Below are 21,722 nucleotides of genomic sequence, written 5' to 3'. Positions count from 1 at the left end.
ATAAAAAGCAATAAAAGCGTCTCATAAAAAAAGGCCCGAATAAACGAGCCTTAGTATTTGATTTGAATTATTTCAACTTTTTCTTGACTTGAACCTCTTGGTAAGCCTCGATCAGGTCGTTCATCTCGATGTCGTTGTATCCTTTGATCTGGATACCACAATCGTAACCTTTCGAAACCTCCTTAACATCGTCCTTGAAACGTCTCAAGGCCGTCAATTCTCCGTCGTGAACCACTACGCCATCGCGAACGATACGTACTTTAGACGAGCGGAAGATCTTTCCATCGGTAACCATACATCCGGCGATCGTTCCGATTTTCGAAATCTTGAACAATTCGCGAATTTCGGCCGTTCCGGTAACTTCTTCCTTGATTTCCGGAGAAAGCATTCCTTCCATCGCATCTTTCAAGTCGTCGATCGCCGCGTAGATGATCGAATAGTTTCTGATGTCGATTTCTTCCTTATCTGCCAATTGTTTGGCCGATGCAGACGGACGAACGTTGAATCCGATGATGATTGCGTCAGATGCAGATGCCAGGTTGACGTCTGTTTCCGTGATCGCACCGACACCTTTATGGATGATGTTCACCTGGATTTCTTCGGTTGACAATTTCGAGAACGAGTCAGAAAGCGCCTCTACCGAACCATCCACGTCACCTTTGATGATGATGTTGAGTTCCTTGAACTGACCAAGCGCGATACGGCGACCGATTTCGGCAAGCGTAATGTGCTTTTGCGTTCTGACCGATTGCTCGCGTTGCAATTGCGTGCGTTTTGCAGCAATCTGCTTGGCTTCTCTTTCGTCTTCGAAAACCGTGAATTTGTCACCGGCTGTCGGAGCTCCGTCAAGACCAAGAACAGAAACCGGAGTAGACGGACCGGCTTCTTTCAAGCTGTGTCCGCGCTCGTCGTGCATCGCACGGATTTTTCCGTGGTTCTTGCCCGCAAGCATGTAATCTCCAACTCTCAAAGTTCCGTTCTGAACCAAAATCGTCGCGACGTAACCTTTTCCTTTATCGAGTTGCGCCTCGACAACAGTTCCTGAAGCTGGACGATCCGGATTCGCTTTCAAGTCGAGGATTTCGGCTTCGAGCAATACCTTTTCGAGCAATTCCTTCACGTTCAATCCGGTTTTCGCCGAAATGTCCTGTGACTGGATTTTTCCACCCCAGTCTTCCACAAGCAAGTTCATACCTGCCAAACGCTCCTTGATTTTCTCCGGATTCGCAGTTGGCTTATCGACTTTGTTGATTGCAAAAATGATTGGAACGTTAGCCGCCTGAGCGTGACTGATCGCTTCTTTTGTTTGTGGCATGATGTCGTCGTCGGCAGCTACCACGATGATCGCGATATCGGTAACCTGGGCACCACGGGCACGCATCGCGGTAAACGCTTCATGACCTGGCGTATCGAGGAACGCGATTTTCTGTCCGTTGTCGAGTTGCACACCGTATGCACCAATATGCTGTGTAATTCCTCCAGATTCACCGGCGATCACGTTTTCCTTACGGACGTAATCAAGCAATGAGGTCTTACCGTGATCGACGTGACCCATTACGGTAACGATCGGAGCGCGGCCCACCAAATCTTCTTCGCGATCTTCGACAACCTGGATGTTCTCCTCGATGTCCGTCGTGATGAATTCCACTTCGTATCCGAACTCGTCGGCAACGATCGTAAGGGTTTCGGCGTCGAGACGTTGGTTTTGCGTCACCATGATTCCGAGTGACATACAAGTTCCGATGACTTTCGTAATCGGCACATCCATCATGCTTGCAATTTCCCCTACGGTTACGAATTCGGTAACTTTCAAAGTCTTGCTTCCTTCGTCGATTGAACGTTGTTCGTCTTCCGACTTCTGACGGTGCGTATCTCTTTTGTCACGACGGTATTTCGCCGCTTTCGACTTGCCGCCTTTTCCTTGGAGTTTCTCCAAAGTCTCGCGGATCTGGTTTTTTACTTCTTCCTCGGTCGGCTCTACTTTCGAGACGATGGCAGGACGGCCTTTCTGGAAGCCGCCACCCGGACGGTTTTGTCCGCCTGGACCACCCGGACGGTTCTGTCCGCCTGGACCGCCTGGACGGTTTTGTCCTCCTGGACCACCTGTTCCGGCAGGTTTCACTATTCTTTTACGCTTGTTCTTGTCGTTGTTCGAGTTCGCGCCACCCTGAGCAGGCGGATCTTTCTTCTTGCGCTCGAACTGGGAAAGGTCAATCGTTTGGCCTGAAAGTACAGGCCCGCTGAGTTTTTGGTATTGCGTCTGGAAAGTCTCTTCGCCTGGCGCGGCAGCCGGAGTTGCAGGCGTAGCTGGAGTCGCCGGTGCAACCGGATTTTTCGCAGCTATCGGCGCTGTAGGTGCGGCCGGCGTTCCAACCGTAGCTTTCACTTCGGCTTGCTTCGGTTCTTCCTGCTTTTGAACAGGAGCTTCCGGTTGTTTTACTTCTGACTCAACTGCAGGCTGCGAAACTTCCTTAGGCGCCTCGCTTTCGGCGACGACCTTTGGAGCTTCTTGAGCTGCCGGCTTTTTCTCGAGGTCAATCGTTCCTACGGTTTTTGGACCGGCAACGTTCGCTTTCGCACGGATAACTTCCTGTTGCTTGGCGCGTTCCTCGTCCAATTTTCGTTTGTCTTCGATTTCTTTTTCCCTCTCGACACGGAGTGCTTCCTTTTCCTTGCGCTTCTCCTCGCCGACTTCTTGTGATGCCACCTTGTTTCCGCGATCGCCCGCGAACTGGTTCATCAACAAGTCGTACTCGCCCTGAGAAATCTTGGCGTTCGGGTTCGACTCAACGGCAATTCCTTTGTCTTTGAGATGATCCACGGCACGGTCCAAGGAAATGTTCAGCTCCCGTAAAACCTTGTTAATTCTTATTGTTCTTTCGTCAGACATAAAATCTTTTTAGTTATTAACTGTAGTCGTGTTGTTGTAGGTGTGTTTTGTAATTAGCCTTCGAATTCCTCTTTCAGGATACGCATCACGTCAAGAATGGTTTCCTCTTCGAGGTCGGTTCTTCTGACAAGGTCGGCAACATCTTGTTTCAACACGCTTTTCGCCGTGTCAAGACCGATTTTTGCGAACTCTTCGATTACCCAACCTTCGATCTCATCAGAGAATTCGGTCAATTCAACGTCGTCTTCTTCCTCGGCGACGTTTCCTTCGCGGATGACATCCAGCTCATAACCTGTTAGCAACCCAGCTAGCTTGATGTTGTGTCCGCCACGTCCGATCGCTTTCGAAACCTCTTCAAGTTTCAAATAAACCTCGGCTCTTTTGTTCTCTTCGTTCAATTTGATCGAAGATACTTTCGCCGGACTTAGCGCACGTGTAATATAAAGTTGGATATTATTGGTATAATTGATCACGTCGATGTTCTCGTTTCCGAGTTCGCGAACGATTCCGTGGATACGTGAACCCTTCATACCGACGCAAGCTCCAACCGGATCGATTCTGTCATCATAGGAATCAACGGCAACTTTCGCCTTTTCTCCCGGAATGCGCACGACGTTCTTCACCATGATCAAACCGTCGAAAACCTCCGGAATTTCCTGTTCGAACAATTTCTCGAGGAATTTTTCAGATGTACGTGACATCACGATTTGCGGTTTATTTCCTTTAAGCTCGACGTTTTCGATGATTCCGCGGACGTTGTCTCCTTTGCGGAAAAAGTCGCTCGGGATTTGCTTTTCCTTCGGAAGCACGATCTCGTTTCCTTCGTCGTCAACCAAAATTACGACTCTTGGTCTTACGTGGTGAACTTCAGCAGTATAAATTTCGCCGATAAGGTCTTTAAATTGCTTGTAAAGGTTCGTATTGTCGTGTTCGTGTATTTTTGAGATCAGGTTCTGACGCAAAGCCAAAATTGCGCGGCGTCCCAAATCGATCAATTTCACTTCTTCTGAAACTTCCTCGCCGATTTCAAAGTCAGGCTCGATTCTGCGGGCTTCGGTAAGCGTGATTTCCTCGTTTTCCAAATCCAGATCTTCGTCGGCAACAATTACGCGACGTCTCCAGATTTCCATATCGCCCTTGTCAGGGTTGATGATTATGTCAAAATTCTCATCCGATCCGAATTTCTTCTTCAATGCATTTCTGAATACATCTTCAAGGATTGCCATCAGCGTAACGCGATCGATCAATTTATCATCCTTGAACTCTGAAAACGAGTCGATTAATGCGAGATTTTCCATATAACTCTAAAATTTAATTGTAACAGTTGCTTCTTTGATTTCTGAATATTTTATTTCCTGTTTCTTTTGAACAGTTTCTTTTCCTTTTCCGACCTTTTTCGGTTCGCGCGCTTCCCACTCAAGCGTAATGAAATCGTCGTTTGCGTCCGTGATTTCGGCCTCGATGGTTTCAGTTGCGGTCTTGACCAGCAGCGTTCTTCCCAGGTTTTTTTTGTACTGCCGGACGAGTTTCAGCGGAGACGTCGCTCCGCCCGAAGCCACTTCGAGTGCAAAATCCTGTTCTTCGCGGTCGAGATTGTGTTCGATCGCACGGCTTACGTCAATGCAATCCTGTAGTGTCACGCCGTTGTCTCCGTCGAGCGTTACGGTAATCTTGCCGTTGTCCTCGATCTTGAGGTCGATCAGGAAAATTTCGGGACGCTCCTCGAGAGCCGCATCCAAAAGTTCGGTGACTTTTTCTTTAAATGTCATATAGTTATAAAAAGAGGGGACTCGCGTCCCCTCATTATTTAGTTTTCAATAAATAACGGTGCAAATATAGACATTTTTTTGTAATCCAAAAACTGGCCTTAACAGTTAAAATATTCGTAACTTTATTTTAAGAACAAACAATCATTCACCATTTTTCAAACTTTTCGACATGAAGAAAATACTAGTGCCGACCGACTTCTCTGACCAAGCGGAATACGCCCTGAAAGTGGCCGCCCAAATCGCCAGAAAACAGAACAGCGAAATCGTACTGTTGCACATGCTTGAATTGCCGCACGAAGGAAGCGATGCGTTGACTCAAGGAGCGGATATCCCCGAAATCATCTTTTTCAAAAACCAGGCGATCATCAAATTCGAGGCTTTGCTCGATGCGCCGTATCTCGACGGACTTACCGTTACCGAAACCACGCGCTTCGGAAAAGTCTTCGAAGGTGTCAACTCTGTGGCCAAAAAAGAGAATGCCGACTTTATCGTCATGGGCTCACACGGCGCAAGCGGATTCCACGAAATGTTCATAGGATCAAACGCAGAGAAAGTCGTGAGAAGTTCGGAAGTTCCGGTTTTGGTCATCAAGAACGAAATGCCGGAATTCAAAGCAGACAGTTTCGTGTTCGCCTCTGACTTTTCGGAAGAAATCAAAAAGCCTTTCAAACAATTGCTTGATATCGCCACACATTTCGGGTCACATCTGAAACTCGTAATGATAAACACGCCAAACAGCTTCAAACCGACACAAGTCGCAGAGAACATCATGAGCGATTTCATGCGAGACGTGAATTACGAAAATTATTCCATGCACATTTACAACGATGTGAACGTCGAAAAAGGAATCCTGAACTTCGCCAACAGCGTAAAAGCAGACCTTATTGGAATGTGCACGCACGGAAGAACCGGTTTCGCCCACTTTTTCAACGGAAGCATCAGCGAGGATTTGGTCAATCACGCAATTCGTCCGGTTATTACTTTCAAAATCTAGAAGTAAATCCCATTTCGATATCTATCGGAAAAAATTGGAACCAATACACAAAAGTCCGTTGCGATGCAGCGGGCTTTTTGCTTTATCAGAATGCACAAAACACAATAGAGCTTTTCGGAATATTGGATATGAAACCGATAGACTTTGGGATTTGATTTTGAATCTGGAACTTTTCGCTCCAAAAAGAACAGCAGCCAACAACCGATTTTTCACGAAACCAGATTCGTTTCGGCCGGCAGGCAACGCAACAAAAATAAAAAAGCCTCCGAAAAACGGAGGCTTCTTAAGTTGGTCCACTAGGACTCGAACCTAGAAAGACGGCACCAAAAACCGTAGTGTTACCATTACACCATGGACCAGCTTTGCTATTGCGAGGGCAAATTTACAACAAAATTTATTCCGCGCAAGTTTTTTTTAAAATTTTCTCGAGAACTGTGACATCTGTTTCCGAAGCCCGTCTTTTACAACAATTTACATATCCGGCCCGCGCCAGATCACTCAGATTTTTTTGTTAACTGCCCAAACCATTGGCAAAAAAACAGTTTCTTTGTAACACTAAACAACCTCTGTACAATGACAGATTTCAACTTCCGCAAGTGGAACACGATCACCGGATGGATCGCTTTTTCAATTGCATTGCTTGTCTACGTTCTTACCGTCGAACCAACCATGAGTTTCTGGGATTGCGGCGAATACATCGCCACTTCGGCCAACCTAGAAGTCGGTCACCCGCCCGGAGCACCTTTGTTCCAGATGCTTGGAGCCGTTTTCGCGATGTTCGCTCCAAACGACACTTATGTGGCTTTGATGGTGAATTTACTATCTGTCATCTCTAGTGCTTTCACAATTCTTTTCATGTTTTGGTCGTCCACGATCATAGTAAGGAAAATCGTCACCAATTTTTCCGAATGGAACGACAGCAACGCCAAAATGGTTTTGGGCGCCTCATTGGTTGGCGCTTTGACCTTCACATTTACCGACAGTTTCTGGTTCAATGCCGTCGAAGCGGAAGTTTACGCCATGGCGATGTTGTTGATCGCCTTGTTGCTTTGGCTCGGATTGCGTTGGGAAGAAGAAATGCATACGCCGCGCGGAAACAAGTGGTTGCTCATTATTTCGCTAGTCGTCGGACTTTCTTTCGGGGTTCACTTTATGGCGATTTTGACGATTCCTTCCATCGGATATCTTTATTATTTCAAGAACTACAAAACGATCACGATCAAGAATTTCATCGTGGCCAATATCGTCGTGGTTGGAATCCTGTTGTTTATTTTCCAGCTTTTGTTGCCTTGGACTTTGGCGTTTTTTGCCAAGTCGGAGATTTTCATGGTAAATAGCGTCGGACTTCCTTTTAACTCCGGAACGATCATCGCAGTTTTGATCGTCTTGGCTTTTTTCTACTTCGGACTCAATTACACCAAAAAGAAAGGACTGGTTTTCTACAACACCATCGTTTTGTGCGTGCTTTTCATTTTCCTAGGATTTTCGACTTGGATGATGTTGCCGATCCGTGCAAACGCAAATACCGTCATCAACGAGAATAAGCCGTCGGATGCAGCCGAACTCCTCGCGTATTATAACCGCGAACAATATGGTGCAAACCCGTTGTTTTACGGTCCGCAATACACTGATATGTTCGCCGGACTCGATGCTGACGTGCCTTATCTGGATAAAAAACCGAATTACGAACGCAACTACAAGACCGGCAAATACGAAATCACCAACAATTGGGAGAAAGCCGAACAGAACAGCGACAACAACCAAAAAGCCATTTTGCCTCGTTTGTGGAGCACAGATCACGTAGAAAATTACATCAACTTCACGAGTGCGCCAAAATTCAAGATCCGTCCTGACATTGACGATTTCGCATCGGAAGAAGAAAAAGACCAATTGATAAACATCGTGGCCGAATTCAGACGCGCTTATGCATCGGGTGAAATCGAAGCGGACGGTTACGTCAAATTCCTCAAGAGTTACGGCGACTATCTCACGATCGAAAAACCTTCGACCGGCGAAAACCTCAGTTTCATGTTCGAATACCAATTCGGCTACATGTATTGGAGATACCTGATGTGGAATTTCACCGGACGCCAAAACGACGTCCAGGGAAAATATGACAACCTCGACGGAAACTGGCTTAGCGGAATCACTGCGATAGACGAAATGCACTTGGGTTCGCAAAAGAATCTTCCGGACGATTTCAAGAACAACAAAGGCCGAAACATGTATTTCTTCCTGCCGTTCCTTCTTGGCCTTATCGGATTGGCTTGGCACGCGAACAAAGACCTCAAGAGTTTCTACGTTTTGCTCGCTTTGTTCCTTTTCACGGGATTGGCGCTCAAAATTTATCTGAACGAAAGACCGTTTGAACCTCGCGAAAGGGATTACGCCTTGGTCGGATCTTTTTACGTATTCGCGATTTGGGTCGGATTCGGAGCTTACGCGATTTACGAAATGCTCAAAACCAAACTCGCACCAAAAATCCTCGTCCCTATAGTTACTGTCGTGACGTTGCTCGCTTCTCCGATTTTGATGGCTTCCCAAAACTGGGACGACCACGATCGCTCCGGACGCTACACGGCGATCGCGATGGCCAAGAACTACCTGAATTCATGCGATAAGAATGCGATTTTATTCACGATAGGCGACAACGATACTTTCCCGCTTTGGTACGCACAGGAAATCGAAGGCGTGAGACGCGACGTAAAAATCATCAATACGAGCCTTTTCATGACAGATTGGTACATCGATCAGTCGAAAATGAAAACCTGGGATGCGGAAGGCGCGCCAATTTCGTTCGACCACGAGAAATACGTGGGAGATAAACTCGATTACGCGGTTTATCAGGAGCGCACCAAAGACACGATGGCGTTGAAGGATTTCATCGGATTTTTGAAACTCGAAGATCCGCGTGCCAAACTGACTTTCCCCAACGGACAGAAATACCACTTCTTCCCGACAAATAAGATCAGGATTCCGGTAGACAAAAATGCCGTTTTGGCAAACAAGATCCTCGATGCAAAATACAGCGATTCGATCGTTTCGCACATCGATATTGAAATCAAAGGCCAGGCGATTTACAAAAACCGAATCATGATGCTTGACATCTTATTGAACAACAACTGGAAACGCCCAATTTACTTTACTGGCGGAAGTTTCGGTGACGACGATTATCTGTGGATGAAAGACTATCTGCAACTCGATGGTGTGGTTTACAAGCTCGTTCCGATGAAAACTTCGCTCGAGAAAGCGCCGAGTATGCTAGACATGGGAAGCATCGATTCTGACAAAATGTACAACCTCGTCATGAAATGGGATTGGGGCAACGGCGAGAGCACGAAAATCTACCACGATCCGGAAACGCGCAAGAATTCGATCACATATCGCACAAATATGGCGCGTTTGATGGAACAACTCATAAACGAAGGCAAAAACGACAAAGCCAAAAAAGTCATCGACCTTGCGCTTACAAAAATGCCGATGGATTATTACGGCTATTACACGATGTTGGAACCGTTCGCCGGAGGACTTTACGAAGTTGGCGAAAAAGCACGCGCTCGCGAATTGCTTCAAAAATTGATCGTGAAATACCAACAGGAATTGACGTATTACAAGGAATTGAGAAATTCCGAGCAAGGTTTGATCGCGGTCGATATCGTAAGTGCGATCGAGCGTTACAGAAGTTTGCTTCAAGTCATGAAAGAAAGAGGCGACGTCGAGTTTTATCAGAAGAACCGCGCGGCTTTCAACCAATACAACGAAAAATTCAAGCTCTTCGGACGCGATCCAGAGTAAGTTTAACCTTTCCAAAACAGAACAAATGCGGTGTAACAGCCGCATTTTTCATATCTTCTCGTCATGAAACCGTATTGGATAAAAACGCATTGGTTCATCAAGAAACTGTTCCCGAATTTTGTTTGGAACATGCCGTGCGAGTCCAAAAAAGTGTATTTGACATTCGACGACGGCCCGATTCCCGAAGCTACTGGATTCGTGCTCGATTTACTTGGCAGATATAACGCAAAAGCCACGTTTTTCTGCATCGGAGACAACATCAGGAAAAATCCGGACATTTTCAAAAGGATTTTAGCCGATGGACATTCGTTCGGAAACCACACTTTCAATCACCTTAACGGATGGAACACGCCCGAAGCCGAATATCTCGAAAACGTCAAACTTTGCCAGCACCAATTCGACACCATCACATCGGACACATCCAAACTCATGCGTCCGCCTTATGCGAAAGTCACCTTGTCACAATCGAAGAAATTGCGAAAAATGGGTTACAAAATAATAATGTGGGATGTTTTGAGCGCCGATTTCGACCAGACGATCACGCCCGAAGAATGCCTCAAAAACGTCCTGGACAACATAGGTCCGGGAAGTATAGTGATTTTCCACGACAGCCAGAAAGCGTTCGAGAACATGAGTTTCGCACTTCCGAAGACCTTGAAATATCTGAAAGACAACGGCTTCGAATGCGCCGCGTTGAATTGACTAGAGTTGTTCCTGCACCAAACCGATGATCGTATTGGCATCGAGTTCTCCTGATTGACGCCACATCATCTGTCCGCCTTTGTAGATCATCAGCGTCGGAAGGCCTTTTATGCGAAGCGCGTCGGCCAATTCCTGGTTTTTGTCCACATCAATCTTGATCACCTTAGCCTTGTCACCCAAAGCCGCGGCCACATCGCGAATAACGGGATGCATGGATACGGACTGCTCGTTCCACTCAGTATAGAAGTCAATGAGAACGGGAACGGGAGCGTTGATCAGTTCGCCAAATTTTGACATAGTCCTAAAAATTTAACCATTGCCCTACAAATATAGCATTTTTAACATATCACGATAATTTTGAGCCTTTTTTTAGCTCAATGACCGTAATTTCTGGCCAAATGCCAACTCGTCCGGGGTAAGCGTGGAAGCCGAAGCCGCGGTTTACGTAAATGTAACGACCGAGGTTTTCATACAATCCAGCCCATTGTTTGTACACGTATTGCACCGGACTCCACTTGATGAAACCCGGAATCTCTATCCCAAATTGCAGTCCGTGAGTGTGTCCGGATAAAGTCAGTTGGTAATGCTTCGGGTCGTGCTGCACTTTCTCGTCCCAATGCGAAGGATCGTGCGACATCAATATCTTGAAATCGTCTTTGCCCAAACCTTGTGATGCTTTGGCCAAATCGCCGACTTGTTTGAAGTTGCGTCCCCAATTTTCAACGCCGACCAATGCGATTCTCTGTCCGTCTTTCTCGATGATCTTGTGCTCGTTTAGCATCAGATCGAACCCGATTTGCCCGTACAGATTCTTGATCGCCTGGAAATTCTCGTCCTTTTCCTTTTGGGAATTCCAATCGATGTATTCGCCGTAGTCATGATTGCCCAAAACCGAATATTTCCCGTATCGGTAAGACTTTATCCGCTTGAAAGTATCAATCCACGGAAACATTTCCTTGGCATGCGTATTTACGATATCGCCCGTAAATAGACACATATCGGTATCTTGTTCGTTTATCAGATCGATCGCATACCTGATTTTTTCCTCGTTATCGAAACTTCCCGAATGTACGTCAGAAATCTGCGTAAGCGTGAAACCGTCGAATGCATCGGGCAAATCAGGGAAAAAAAGCTGTTGGCGAATCACTTTGAAGTTGTACTTGCCCCATTTCATTCCGTATGCCAAAGACAAAAACGGGATCGATGCGATTCCGAGCGCGATCGTACTCACGAATTTGCGTCGGTCCGGCAAGAAATCGCCTTCGCGACTTTTGGTAACCAAGTTCACGAAAGCGCCCGAAACCCGGAAAACGTCCTCCAAAAACATGAAAAGCATGAGCAGGATTTTCGGAATGTAAATGATAAGGACCAAACCGAGTGTGAACAAGGTAACGCGCGTCTGCCCGACTTTCCTGTCGAACTGCGTGAATTGGTAAACGATATAAACGATTGCGAACAGTGAAATCAGCTGATAAGCGATCAAAAGCCATTTGACTTTCGTAACGGTTTTAAAGGCTTGATAGGCGTAAGTTTCGACGATGACGACGAAAATGGCGAAGAGTAACCAACGGAACATCCGAAAAAATTTTCTGCAAATTACCGAACCTGAAGCCGCATTTGCTTTTTTATTTGGACAAAATTAACGCAGAAAATCACTTTGCGTTGGCGGCCAGGCTTTTTTGTCGCTTCAAAGGCTTCCGATTTTGAAAATTCAGACCCAGATTTGATTCAACCCGAACTGGCGATCAATTTTCGACCGGCCTTTTTTTGTTCAAAGTCATTTGTGATTTCGTACTTTTGAATCCCTTCAAAACAAGATTATGTCAGCACAAAAACGACTGTTTCTCCTCGACGCTTACGCCCTTATTTTCCGCGGATATTACGCATTGATCAAGAATCCGCGTGTGAATTCGAAAGGCATGGACACTTCGGCTATATTGGGTTTCATGAACTCGCTTCTCGATGTGATCAAGCGCGAAAAACCAGACCATTTGGCCGTGGCTTTCGACAAAGAAGGCAGCACGGTTCGCACCGAAATGTATCCGCAGTACAAAGCGCACCGCGATGAAACGCCCGAAGCGATTAAGATTGCTATTCCTTGGATTCAGCAAATTCTCAAGGCGATGCACATTCCAATCATCGAATTGGCCGGTTGTGAAGCCGACGATTTGATCGGAACGGTCGCCAAACAAGCCGAAAAAGAAGGCTATCAGGTTTTTATGGTCACGCCAGACAAGGATTACGCCCAATTGGTTTCGGAAAACGTTTTCATGTATCGTCCGGCGCGGCTTGGAAACGGCATCGAGATTTGGGGAATTCCCGAAGTTTTGGAACGCTTCGGAATCGAAAGGCCTGAACAAGTGATCGACTTTCTGGGAATGATGGGCGATGCGGTAGACAACATTCCGGGATTGCCTGGCGTTGGTGAAGTCACTGCCAAAAAGCTGTTGGCCGAATTCGGGACGATGGAAAACCTGCTCGAAAACACTGACAAACTCAAAGGCAAAATGAAGGAGAAAATCGAGGAAAACAAAGCACTCGGGATTCTTTCCAAACAACTTGCCACGATAATATGCGACTGCGACGTGCAGTTCAACGAAGAAGATTACGAACTTACCAAACCGGACGGCGACAAGGTTCAGGAACTTTTTCTCGAGCTCGAATTCAGACGGATGGCCGAACAGTTCAACCAATTGTTCTTCAATAAGAACGAGAATTACCAAACGGCCGAAACCCAAGGAATCGCTCCAACGAAAACCATCGTCAGGAGCGAATCGCAGTTCGATCTTTTCGCCGAAATTCACGGTGAAGGAAACGATACGATCGCCACGAATCCTTATGCGACGCTTGAAAACACGGAACATTTCTACCAATCGGTCGAAGGTGATTTCGCGATAAAACTGTTGGTGAATAATTTGCTGAAACAGACTTCGGTGAGTTTTGACACCGAAACGACCGGACTTGACCCGATTACTGCCGAACTCGTCGGGCTTTCGTTTTCCTGGGAAAAAGGAAAGGGATTTTATGTCCCGATTCCCGAAAATCAGTCGGACGCGCAAGTCGTTGTTGACAAATTCCTTCCGTTTTACGAAAACGAGTCGATCGAAAAAATTGGACAAAACATCAAATACGATCTCAAAATACTGTCGAATTACGGCATTACGGTCAAAGGAAAACTGTTCGATACGATGCTTGCCCATTATTTGATAAACCCTGACATGCGCCACAACATGGACGTTTTGTCGGAAACTTATCTCAAATATTCGCCAAAATCGATCGAGGAACTAATCGGTAAAAAAGGCAAAGGCCAAAAAACGATGCGCGATGTGGCGCTCGAGGAAGTCAAGGAATACGCTTCGGAAGACGCCGATGTGACACTTCAATTGAAAGAACACTTCGCCCCGATTCTCGACAAAACCGACACGCGAAAACTTTTTGACGAAATCGAAGTGCCGCTGGTTCAGGTTTTAGCCGATATGGAAATGGAAGGCGTGCGACTCGACTCAGACTTTCTGGCGAACCTTTCATCGGAATTGGCCGAAGACATCATAAAACTCGAACGCGGCATTTACGAGGCTGCGGGAGAAACTTTCAACCTCGGTTCGCCGAAACAATTGGGCGAGATCTTGTTCGACAAGATGAAAATCGGAGGCGGGAAAATCAAGAAGACCAAAACCGGACAATACGCGACCGGAGAAGAAATCCTGTCGACGCTCGCGCTTTCGAGTCCTTTTGTTCAGGACATTCTCGACTGGCGACAACTCGTAAAGTTGCAAAGTACTTACGTGACTGCGCTTCCGGCTCAGGTTTGCGGGAAAACGGGCCGCGTCCACACCGATTATATGCAGGCAGTGGCGGCAACCGGACGTTTGAGCTCGAACAATCCGAACCTTCAGAACATTCCGATACGAACCGAACGCGGTCGCCAAATCAGGAAGGCGTTCATTCCGAGAGACGAAAATTACACTTTGCTTTCTGCCGATTATTCGCAGATCGAACTTCGCATCATCGCGGCGCTTTCGGGAGAAGAAAACATGATCGAGGCTTTTCGCAACAACGAGGACATTCATAAATCGACGGCGGCAAAAGTGTTCAATGTCGCTTTGGAAGATGTGACGCGCGAGCAAAGAAGCAATGCCAAAACAGTGAATTTCGGAATCATTTACGGTGTTTCGGCTTTCGGATTGAGCAACCAGACTTCGCTTACGAGAAGTGAAAGTGCGGCTTTGATCGATGCTTATTACAAATCGTATCCGAAACTTCGCAATTATATCAGTGAGCAGATCGAGATTGCGCGCGAACAAGGTTTCGTTTCGACGATTTCCGGTCGCCGACGTTATTTGAAGGACATCAATTCGGCCAACCAAGTTGTTCGTGGCGCGGCCGAAAGAAATGCTGTAAACGCCCCGATTCAGGGAAGCGCCGCCGACATTATAAAGATCGCGATGATCAACATCCACAAAAAACTCACTTCAGAAAATTGGAAGAGCAAAATGTTGCTGCAAGTGCATGACGAATTGGTGTTCGACGTGTACAAAGATGAACTCGAAGCAATCAAACCGATGATCAAGCACGAAATGGAAAATGCTTTTACGCTTGCTGTTCCTTTGGAAGTCGAAATGGGCGCCGGAAACGATTGGCTCGAAGCGCATTGAGGTTTCGCCTTCGCGGATTTTAGGATGGAATACGGCTTCGAAATTGAAAATGTTCAGTTTTGACGCCGTTTTTTGATACGTGCAATTCGAAAAAAATGTCGAAATAAAATTCCTTTTTTGTAGCGATGACCGTTTTTCCGGATTGCCGGAAATCTTGGTCAAGTCAGGTGAATTTGTAGTTTTGAAAATGGAACCTTATCGGATTAAAACACCTGAAATCACCACTACAAAAACACATCAATTTTTGGGGCCGTAAAACCTAACAGGGATTCAAATCCTGTTAGGTTTTACGAACGTAAGGTTTTGCCGCGACATTTCGTTACAGAAAATCTGTAGAAATTGTTAAATGTTTACCCAAAACCCACCCAAAAAATCCGTCCAAACCAAACCGGAATTTCCCTAACTTTAAGCAACCAACATAAAAAACAACTGATTATGAAAAATGTATTTTTGGGCGCGGCCATTCTCACCTTGGCGCTCACAGGCTGTAAAAAAGCCGAAGACAAAGCAGTAGAAACCAGCACGACAGACACCGTAAAAGTCGAAGTGCCAACAACAGAAAGCGCCGAAGCCGCAACGCCGCCGTCGCAGGAAGAAATGAACAAAGCTTGGGAAGCATACATGAAACCGGGCGACATGCACAAACTTTTGGCCGCCGACACGGGTAGCTGGAAAGTCACGATGACATCCTTTATGGATCCGAAAAAACCAACCAAGGAAGACGCGACAGCCGACATCAAAATGACAATGGGCGGACGCTACCAGGAAGCGAGCTACAAAGGCAAAATGATGGGCCAGCCGTTTGAGGGCGTTTCGACCGTGAGCTACAACAACGCCTCGAATAAGTTCGAATCGACGTGGCGCGACAACATGGGAACGGGAACGATGTTCGTGACGGGCGACTACGATCCAAATACGAAATCGATCACTTTTACCGGCAACATGCCAGATCCGATGACCAAAAAGGACAAAAAGTTCAGGGAAGTTTTCACTTGGGTTGACGACAACACCCGCAAAATGGAAATGTTCGACACCGATCCAGCCGGAAAAGAATTCAAATCGCTGGAAATCGAGATGAAGCGAAAGTGAACCTGAGTGGACCAAAAAAGAAAAAGGCCGTGGAGAAATCCCGGCCTTTCTTGATTGAAAGCTGTTCGTCTTTATTCTACGATAAGCGTTTTGGTCGCATTACCGTGTTGCGTTCTCACGACGGCCATGTAAGTTCCCGTCGGGATTCCGGCTAGCGAGACGTTGGTTTCCATTTCTGAAATTTCCTGTCTTTTGACCATTCGGCCCTGAGCGTCGTAAATTTTGATTTCTCCCGATGTCACAAACGAAGGCAATTGAAAGCTCACATTGGCTTTCGCCGGATTCGGATACATTTTGACCTTTTCGGCTGAAAAATCTTCCGAAGACAAAGCCAAATTCGCGATTGTCGTGCCACAACTGTTGTTTCCGTGATATCCGATTGTCATGCTTCCGGCTCTTCTGGCAAAAACCAACGTCAACGGACCGGCCGCATTCGCAAACACGTAATCGTTCGGCTCGCCCGTATTTAGGGCACGCGTTCCAATTACGGTTCTAACGCCCGAATTTACCGTATTGGAAGTGACCGTCCAACTTTGGGTCGCATCCAGAGCTGGCGTGACTCCAACTCCGCCAAAAGATCTGTCCGATAGATTCGTACCGTCGAAGATTACGCAATCGCCCGAATCCATTCCGCTTGCGCCCAAACCTACGCCAAGCCAATCGGTGGAATTTCCGGTCAAGGTCAAAGTGACTTCGGTGGCCGAAACGTCAATTTTGGCCGTCATGTTCAAATTCGTTCCGCCGGTCGAGGTGCCGTTCAGCACGCCGGTCGAGAATTGCGCCATCGCAGTAGCACATCCCAAAAGGGCGATAAGGTTCAGAGTAGTTTTGTTCATAGCTTTTTGGTTTTTAGGATTTCGATCAGTTTGTCGTCGTTGGACAAAATCGCATAATCGAGAGCCGATTGTCCGCGGTTGTCCTTGTGATTGGCGTCGGCTCCGGATTTCATCAAAAGCGACGCGAGTTCGTGTTTCTTGAACATCACCGAGTAAAGAAGCGCGGTCGTTCCGTTCGCATCGGAGAGATTCGGATTGGCTTTGCGTTCTATCAGATGTTTTGCCATTTCAAGATTTCCCTTCACGACCGAGGCCATCAAAGCCGTTCCCATTCCAGAAATCGCATCGATGTTCGCGCCTTTTTGCAGCAGCAGTTTCGCAACCGCATTGTTGCTTCGGTAGCAAGCCAAGATAAGTGGCGTGTACCCGTCGGTGTTTGTTGTGTTGACGAGTTTTTGGTCTTGGTTCAGCAACTTTTCGGCTTGTTCGGCGCTTCCGGTTCGGGCGAGATCGAAAATGTCGGCGTTTTGGCTGTAGCCGATTTGGGAAAACACCAAAAAAGCGACAAATAGGTAAACTTTCTTCATAGCGGATTTTTACTCTAAATTAATGAAAACCCGCTCAATACATTTTAATCCGTTGCTTAAAACTCGATTCCGGATGAGCAAAATATAAAGCGAGCCTAGAATTTGCAAGCGATGGATTAGAATTCCCGAAATCGGAAACGAAAGACTATTTTTACAAAAACGAACAATCAGATGAAAAAATCCTACATTTTAATTTTGCTGTTGCTTTCGGGTTCGGTTTTCGGTCAAGCCGATGCAAAATTCCGAAAGATCGACAGTTTGCTTAGGTATTTGCAGGCGAACAACAAGTTCATGGGTTCGGTCGCCATCCGCGAAAGCGACAAAATCGTGTTTGCCAAAGCCTACGGTTTTTCGGATATCGCAAACCAAAAAGTAGCGAATCCGGACACGAAGTACAAAGTCGGATCGATCACAAAACCGTTCACGGCCGTGGTTTTGCTACAACTCGTGGACGAAAAGAAAATCAAGCTCGAGGACAAACTCTCGAAATTTTATCCGAAGGTCAAAAACGCCGACCAGATTACGATCGAGATGTTGTTGCGACACCGATCTGGAATTCATGAGATTTTGGGCGATTCGATAATCGCAGAAAACATCCAGAACAAGATGTCGAAAGCGCAATTGGTCGATGTGATGAACAGATTTGCATCTGATTTCACGCCAGATTCCAAATATACATACAGCAATTCCAACTACATTTTGCTCGGTTTCATTATCGAAGACGTGACCAAAAAGTCGTATTCCGAAAATCTCCAGACGCGAATAATCAAGAAAATCGGACTTAAGAACACGTATTTGCCAGAGAAAACCGATCACTCGAAAAACGAGGCTTCGTCTGCGATTTTTGTCGGAAACAAATGGAATGTGATTCCGGAATGGTCGAATTCGATTGCATTTTCGGCTGGCGCTTTGGTTTCGACTCCGTCAGATTTGACGCAATTCACAAAAGCTTTGTTCGACGGTAAACTCATGAGCGCCGCATCTTTCGAGAAAATGAAAACGTTGAAAGACACTTACGGATTGGGTTTGATCGCACTTCCATTCGACAACAAAAAGTTCTACGGACACACGGGCGGAATCGAGAATTTCCGTTCGGTCACGGGCTTCGAGCCTGAATCGAAAATGGGCTTTGCGCTTTGCATCAACGGCGACAATTTTGACAGGAATGCGATCACTCTTGGCATCTTGCAACTTTATTACGGACAGGATTACAAGTTTCCCGAGTTCAACGAAATTGCCGTGAGCGAATCGATTTTGCAGACTTATGTCGGAAATTACGCTTCGTCGGCATTTCCGTTAAAAATCAGGATTTTCATAGAAAACGGGAAGCTGTCGGCGCAAGCCACCGGACAAGGTTCATTCGCACTCGAGGCCGAAAGCGACACCAAATTCGCTTTCAAGCCCGCGGGAATCAAGCTCGAATTCTCACACGGAAAAATGAACCTGAAACAAAACGGATTGAACGTCGATTTCAACAGGGAATAAAAAAAGCGGCTTTCACGGCCGCTTTCTTCTTTATATAGTGTAAGATGAATTACAGTTTTTTGGTCGATTCGCGCTGACGCAATTCTGTGGCGATGACTTCTGTTTTGAATTTCGCATCTTCTTCTTCTTTGCTCTCGAGTCTTTCGATCAGTAATTTGGCGGCCGCTTCTCCAATTTCCGGTCCGTGTTGGCTTACGGTCGACATACTTGGTGTAAGTCTTTTCGACCAGACGCCATCGGCAAAACCGATAATCGAAAGTTCTTCGGGAATCTTGTAGCCTTTTTTGATCGCGGCTTTCATCGCTGAAACCGATGCGTGTTCGTCAAGCGCAAAAACGCCGTCGATTTTGTTTTCGGCGAACAACTTGGACAATCTTGTATCGAAATCTTCAGTGGAATCAGTGAGGACGACCAAATCTTCATCGACCTTCGCGCCTCTTTTCTCCACGCCTTCGTAAAAACCTTTGGCACGCAATTTCCCTACGCTCAAATTGTCGATAGAAGACAACAATGCAATTCGCTTGCAACCCGTGGCCACCAAATGCTGTACCGCGTTCACGGCCGAGTTGAGATCGTCCACGATCACTTTGTCGCATTCGACTTCGTCAGAAATCCTGTCGAACATCACGATTGGCGTGCCTTCGTTTATGATTTGCTTGAAGTGGTTGAATTCGCTTTTCTTTTGAGCTTCTTCTGAAATCGACAGCACGAAACCGTCGATTGTGCCGTTGCTCAGCATTTCGAGAGCATGCACTTCCTTTTCGAGCGATTCGTTCGAGATACACGTAATTATATTGTATCCTTTTTCGTCGGCGATTTTCTCGATTCCGGTAAAAACCTTAGCGAAGAACGGATTCAGGATATTCGGGATGATAACGCCGATCGTTTTCGTCTTGCGATTCTTCAAGTTCAAACCGATGACGTTCGGCTTGTAATTCTTGAGTTTGGCGTATTCCTGTACTTTGGCTTTGGTCTGCTCGCTGATTTCCGGACTGTCATTCAGTGCTTTGGAAACGGTCGACACGGACACGTGCAGATCTTTTGCGATTTGTTTCAGCGTGGCTTTAGACTTCATAGGCAATCGATTTCTATCAGAATAATGGAAATTATGTAAATTTTAAGGAGAATCCTATAAACACTATAAAAAAGTTTAAAAAATTGTAAAATTTTACCTCTACAAATTGAAATTTTGCAAAACCGGAATCACTTTCTCAACGTAGGTTTACCTAATATGTGCAAATATAAGTATTCGTACACACAACCAGTATTAATTCTTAAACTGTGAATTATGGAAAACAAAGTAACCATCAAGGAAGTGAATCCGGCTTTAGCGAGTCGCAGGAACTTTCTTAAAATCAGCGGCCTTACGATGGCCGGCGCGGGCTTGTTGATGGCCGGATGTAACAATGACGACGATTCAGGCAGCAACAACAACCAGAACCAACTTCCTGGAATACGCAATGGCGTATTTGATCTTGGCGGAGGCGATTTGGGCGTTTTGACATACGCTTACGCACTTGAGCAGTTGGAAGCCGACTTTTACACGAAGGTCGTGAACGCAACAGGATTCACCGGATTCACGCCGGAAGTCCAAGCAGTATTGACAGACCTTTACAACCACGAGGTCATTCACCGCGAATTCTTCCAGGCGGCACTTTCGGGCGCACTTCCGGCAGAACGCGTACTTCCTGATCTGGCTTTCAATTACGGAACATTGAATTTCAGTAACCAAGCAGCCGTTCTTGCGACAGCACAAGCGCTTGAAGATACGGGAGTTGCAGCTTACAACGGAGCCGGTAAAGTTATCGTGACTCCGGACTATTTGGTACTTGCCGGAAAAATCGTTTCGGTTGAGGCAAGGCACGCATCGGCTATCAGAAGCTTGATCAATCCGGGAACGGCAAGTTTCGCAGGAAACGATGTCGTTGACGCAAACGGACTTGACAAAGCGACGAATCCATCTGGAATCATCTCAGCCGTGGGCGACCTCGGTTTCATCACGACTCCATTCACCGCGCAATATTTACCATAATCCAAAATCCGATAGAAATCATGAACATATCAAAAATATTAGAGTTGTTCTCCGACGATGCTTTGTACACAAAGACCGGAGACAGAAGATCGAGTTTCGGTGCTTTTGGACAATTGGGTAAAGGTTTGGCTTTTGCCGCTGTTCCTTTTGGACTTTCGGCGTTGACCAACAAATCTTACGCAGCCGACATCTCTCCGACTCCCGCAACTGCGACCGGAGCTTTGCAATTGGCGTTGACTTTGGAATACCTCGAAGCCGAATATTACAACACTGCATTGGACACTGCCGGATTGATTCCGCAAGCTGACCAAGCTATCATCGCTCAAATCGCGCAGCACGAAAATGCCCACGTGACGTTTTTGGCTCAGGCTTTGGGCGCAGACGCTCCGCCAATTCCGGTTTTTGACTTCACCGGCGGAAACAGTGCCAACGGCGGCGGACCTTTCAACCCGTTCGGAGATTACCAGACTTTTCTTCAACTAGCCCAAGCGTTTGAAGATACAGGCGTTCGCGCTTATAAAGGACAAGCCGGGAATTTGATGTCGAATCCGGCATTGCTTACTGCCGCTTTGCAGATTCACTCTGTCGAGGCACGTCACGCTTCTCAAGTGCGCCGTCTTCGCGGACAAAAAGGCTGGATCGTAGGAAGCGACCGCGGCGGATTGCCCGTTCAGGCGCAACCGGTTTACGAAGGGGAACAAAACACGCTCCAGGCCGGATTCAACACCGCGTCTGTTAACAATACTGCCAACGGACCGGCTATTCCGGCATCGGCAGGAGCGGAATCGTTTGACGAACCTATCGATACTGCAACTGCGGTCACAATCGCGAATTTGTTTATCGTATAATTATATTTGCTCTTTTTGCTAAAAACCACTTTGCGTCTCGTAAAGTGGTTTTTTTATGGTATTTTCGGACACTTTTTATGCCCTTCATAAGTCCGCTAAA

General features: G+C 46.5%; 16 protein-coding genes and 1 tRNA gene. 8 read left to right on the top strand and 9 right to left on the bottom strand.

Annotated features, from left to right (window positions below; genetic code table 11):
- Positions 1-67: 67 nt before the first annotated feature.
- From infB to rimP, 3 genes are read right to left on the bottom strand one after another with little or no spacing between them, the layout of a single operon-like run.
- Positions 68-2,890 (bottom strand): translation initiation factor IF-2, encoded by a 2,823-nt coding sequence (gene infB / locus EOO49_RS00905; RefSeq protein ID WP_290841993.1) that lies wholly within the window; start codon positions 2,888-2,890, stop codon positions 68-70.
- 53 nt (positions 2,891-2,943) lie between these two features.
- Positions 2,944-4,188, bottom strand: a complete 1,245-nt coding sequence (nusA, locus tag EOO49_RS00900; RefSeq protein ID WP_290841992.1) for a transcription termination factor NusA — start codon at positions 4,186-4,188, stop codon at positions 2,944-2,946.
- 6 nt (positions 4,189-4,194) lie between these two features.
- Positions 4,195-4,659, bottom strand: coding sequence for a ribosome assembly cofactor RimP (rimP, locus tag EOO49_RS00895; RefSeq protein WP_290841991.1), 465 nt, complete (start codon positions 4,657-4,659; stop codon positions 4,195-4,197).
- Positions 4,660-4,828: 169 nt separating this feature from the next.
- Between rimP and EOO49_RS00890 the strand changes: the two genes are divergently transcribed.
- Positions 4,829-5,653 carry a universal stress protein gene (locus EOO49_RS00890; protein WP_290841990.1) on the top strand — a complete coding sequence of 275 codons (825 nt, stop codon included), beginning with the start codon at positions 4,829-4,831 and terminating at the stop codon, positions 5,651-5,653.
- Positions 5,654-5,941: 288 nt separating this feature from the next.
- Here EOO49_RS00890 and EOO49_RS00885 read toward each other — a convergent pair.
- Positions 5,942-6,012 (bottom strand) — tRNA-Gln (locus EOO49_RS00885).
- 214 nt (positions 6,013-6,226) lie between these two features.
- Here EOO49_RS00885 and EOO49_RS00880 point away from each other — a divergent pair.
- Positions 6,227-9,448 carry a DUF2723 domain-containing protein gene (locus EOO49_RS00880; protein ID WP_290841989.1) on the top strand — a complete coding sequence of 1,074 codons (3,222 nt, stop codon included), beginning with the start codon at positions 6,227-6,229 and terminating at the stop codon, positions 9,446-9,448.
- Positions 9,449-9,511: 63 nt separating this feature from the next.
- On the top strand, positions 9,512-10,150 hold the full coding sequence (locus tag EOO49_RS00875; protein ID WP_290841988.1) for a polysaccharide deacetylase family protein: 639 nt from the start codon (positions 9,512-9,514) through the stop codon (positions 10,148-10,150).
- Here the strand turns inward: EOO49_RS00875 and EOO49_RS00870 are convergent, their stop codons facing one another.
- Positions 10,151-10,447: a thioredoxin family protein gene (locus EOO49_RS00870; RefSeq protein WP_290841987.1), complete on the bottom strand. Its 297-nt coding sequence runs from the start codon at positions 10,445-10,447 to the stop codon at positions 10,151-10,153. It abuts the gene before it with no gap.
- Between the two features lie 49 nt (positions 10,448-10,496).
- The gene (locus EOO49_RS00865) at positions 10,497-11,726 is read right to left on the bottom strand and encodes a metallophosphoesterase (protein WP_290841986.1); all 1,230 of its coding nucleotides are present in this window, start codon (positions 11,724-11,726) and stop codon (positions 10,497-10,499) included.
- Positions 11,727-11,970: 244 nt separating this feature from the next.
- Here EOO49_RS00865 and polA point away from each other — a divergent pair, with 244 nt between their 5' ends.
- Positions 11,971-14,805, top strand: a complete 2,835-nt coding sequence (polA, locus tag EOO49_RS00860) for a DNA polymerase I (RefSeq protein ID WP_290841985.1) — start codon at positions 11,971-11,973, stop codon at positions 14,803-14,805.
- Between the two features lie 435 nt (positions 14,806-15,240).
- On the top strand, positions 15,241-15,894 hold the full coding sequence (locus EOO49_RS00855) for a DUF1579 domain-containing protein (protein ID WP_290841984.1): 654 nt from the start codon (positions 15,241-15,243) through the stop codon (positions 15,892-15,894).
- A 71-nt stretch (positions 15,895-15,965) separates the two neighbouring features.
- Here the strand turns inward: EOO49_RS00855 and EOO49_RS00850 are convergent, their stop codons facing one another.
- Positions 15,966-16,730 carry a T9SS type A sorting domain-containing protein gene (locus tag EOO49_RS00850; RefSeq protein WP_290841983.1) on the bottom strand — a complete coding sequence of 255 codons (765 nt, stop codon included), beginning with the start codon at positions 16,728-16,730 and terminating at the stop codon, positions 15,966-15,968.
- Positions 16,727-17,257 (bottom strand): ankyrin repeat domain-containing protein, encoded by a 531-nt coding sequence (locus tag EOO49_RS00845; RefSeq protein WP_290841982.1) that lies wholly within the window; start codon positions 17,255-17,257, stop codon positions 16,727-16,729. The genes EOO49_RS00850 and EOO49_RS00845 overlap by 4 nt, the downstream gene beginning before the upstream one ends.
- A 171-nt stretch (positions 17,258-17,428) precedes the next feature.
- Here EOO49_RS00845 and EOO49_RS00840 point away from each other — a divergent pair, with 171 nt between their 5' ends.
- On the top strand, positions 17,429-18,742 hold the full coding sequence (locus tag EOO49_RS00840; protein WP_290841981.1) for a serine hydrolase: 1,314 nt from the start codon (positions 17,429-17,431) through the stop codon (positions 18,740-18,742).
- Positions 18,743-18,791: 49 nt separating this feature from the next.
- Here EOO49_RS00840 and EOO49_RS00835 read toward each other — a convergent pair whose 3' ends face one another.
- A complete protein-coding gene (locus EOO49_RS00835; RefSeq protein WP_290841980.1) occupies positions 18,792-19,817 on the bottom strand; it encodes a LacI family DNA-binding transcriptional regulator in 1,026 nt (341 codons plus the stop codon).
- 213 nt (positions 19,818-20,030) lie between these two features.
- Here EOO49_RS00835 and EOO49_RS00830 point away from each other — a divergent pair, with 213 nt between their 5' ends.
- Together EOO49_RS00830 and EOO49_RS00825 are read left to right on the top strand one after the other, a co-directional pair.
- Positions 20,031-20,774, top strand: a complete 744-nt coding sequence (locus EOO49_RS00830; RefSeq protein ID WP_290841979.1) for a ferritin-like domain-containing protein — start codon at positions 20,031-20,033, stop codon at positions 20,772-20,774.
- Positions 20,775-20,794: 20 nt separating this feature from the next.
- The gene (locus EOO49_RS00825; RefSeq protein ID WP_290841978.1) at positions 20,795-21,622 is read left to right on the top strand and encodes a ferritin-like domain-containing protein; all 828 of its coding nucleotides are present in this window, start codon (positions 20,795-20,797) and stop codon (positions 21,620-21,622) included.
- The last annotated feature ends 100 nt before the right edge of the window (positions 21,623-21,722 follow it).

The organism is Flavobacterium sp. (genome assembly GCF_004295795.1).
Classification (GTDB): Bacteria; Bacteroidota; Bacteroidia; order Flavobacteriales; family Flavobacteriaceae; genus Flavobacterium.
This window is presented reverse-complemented; position numbering and strand designations above follow the sequence as displayed.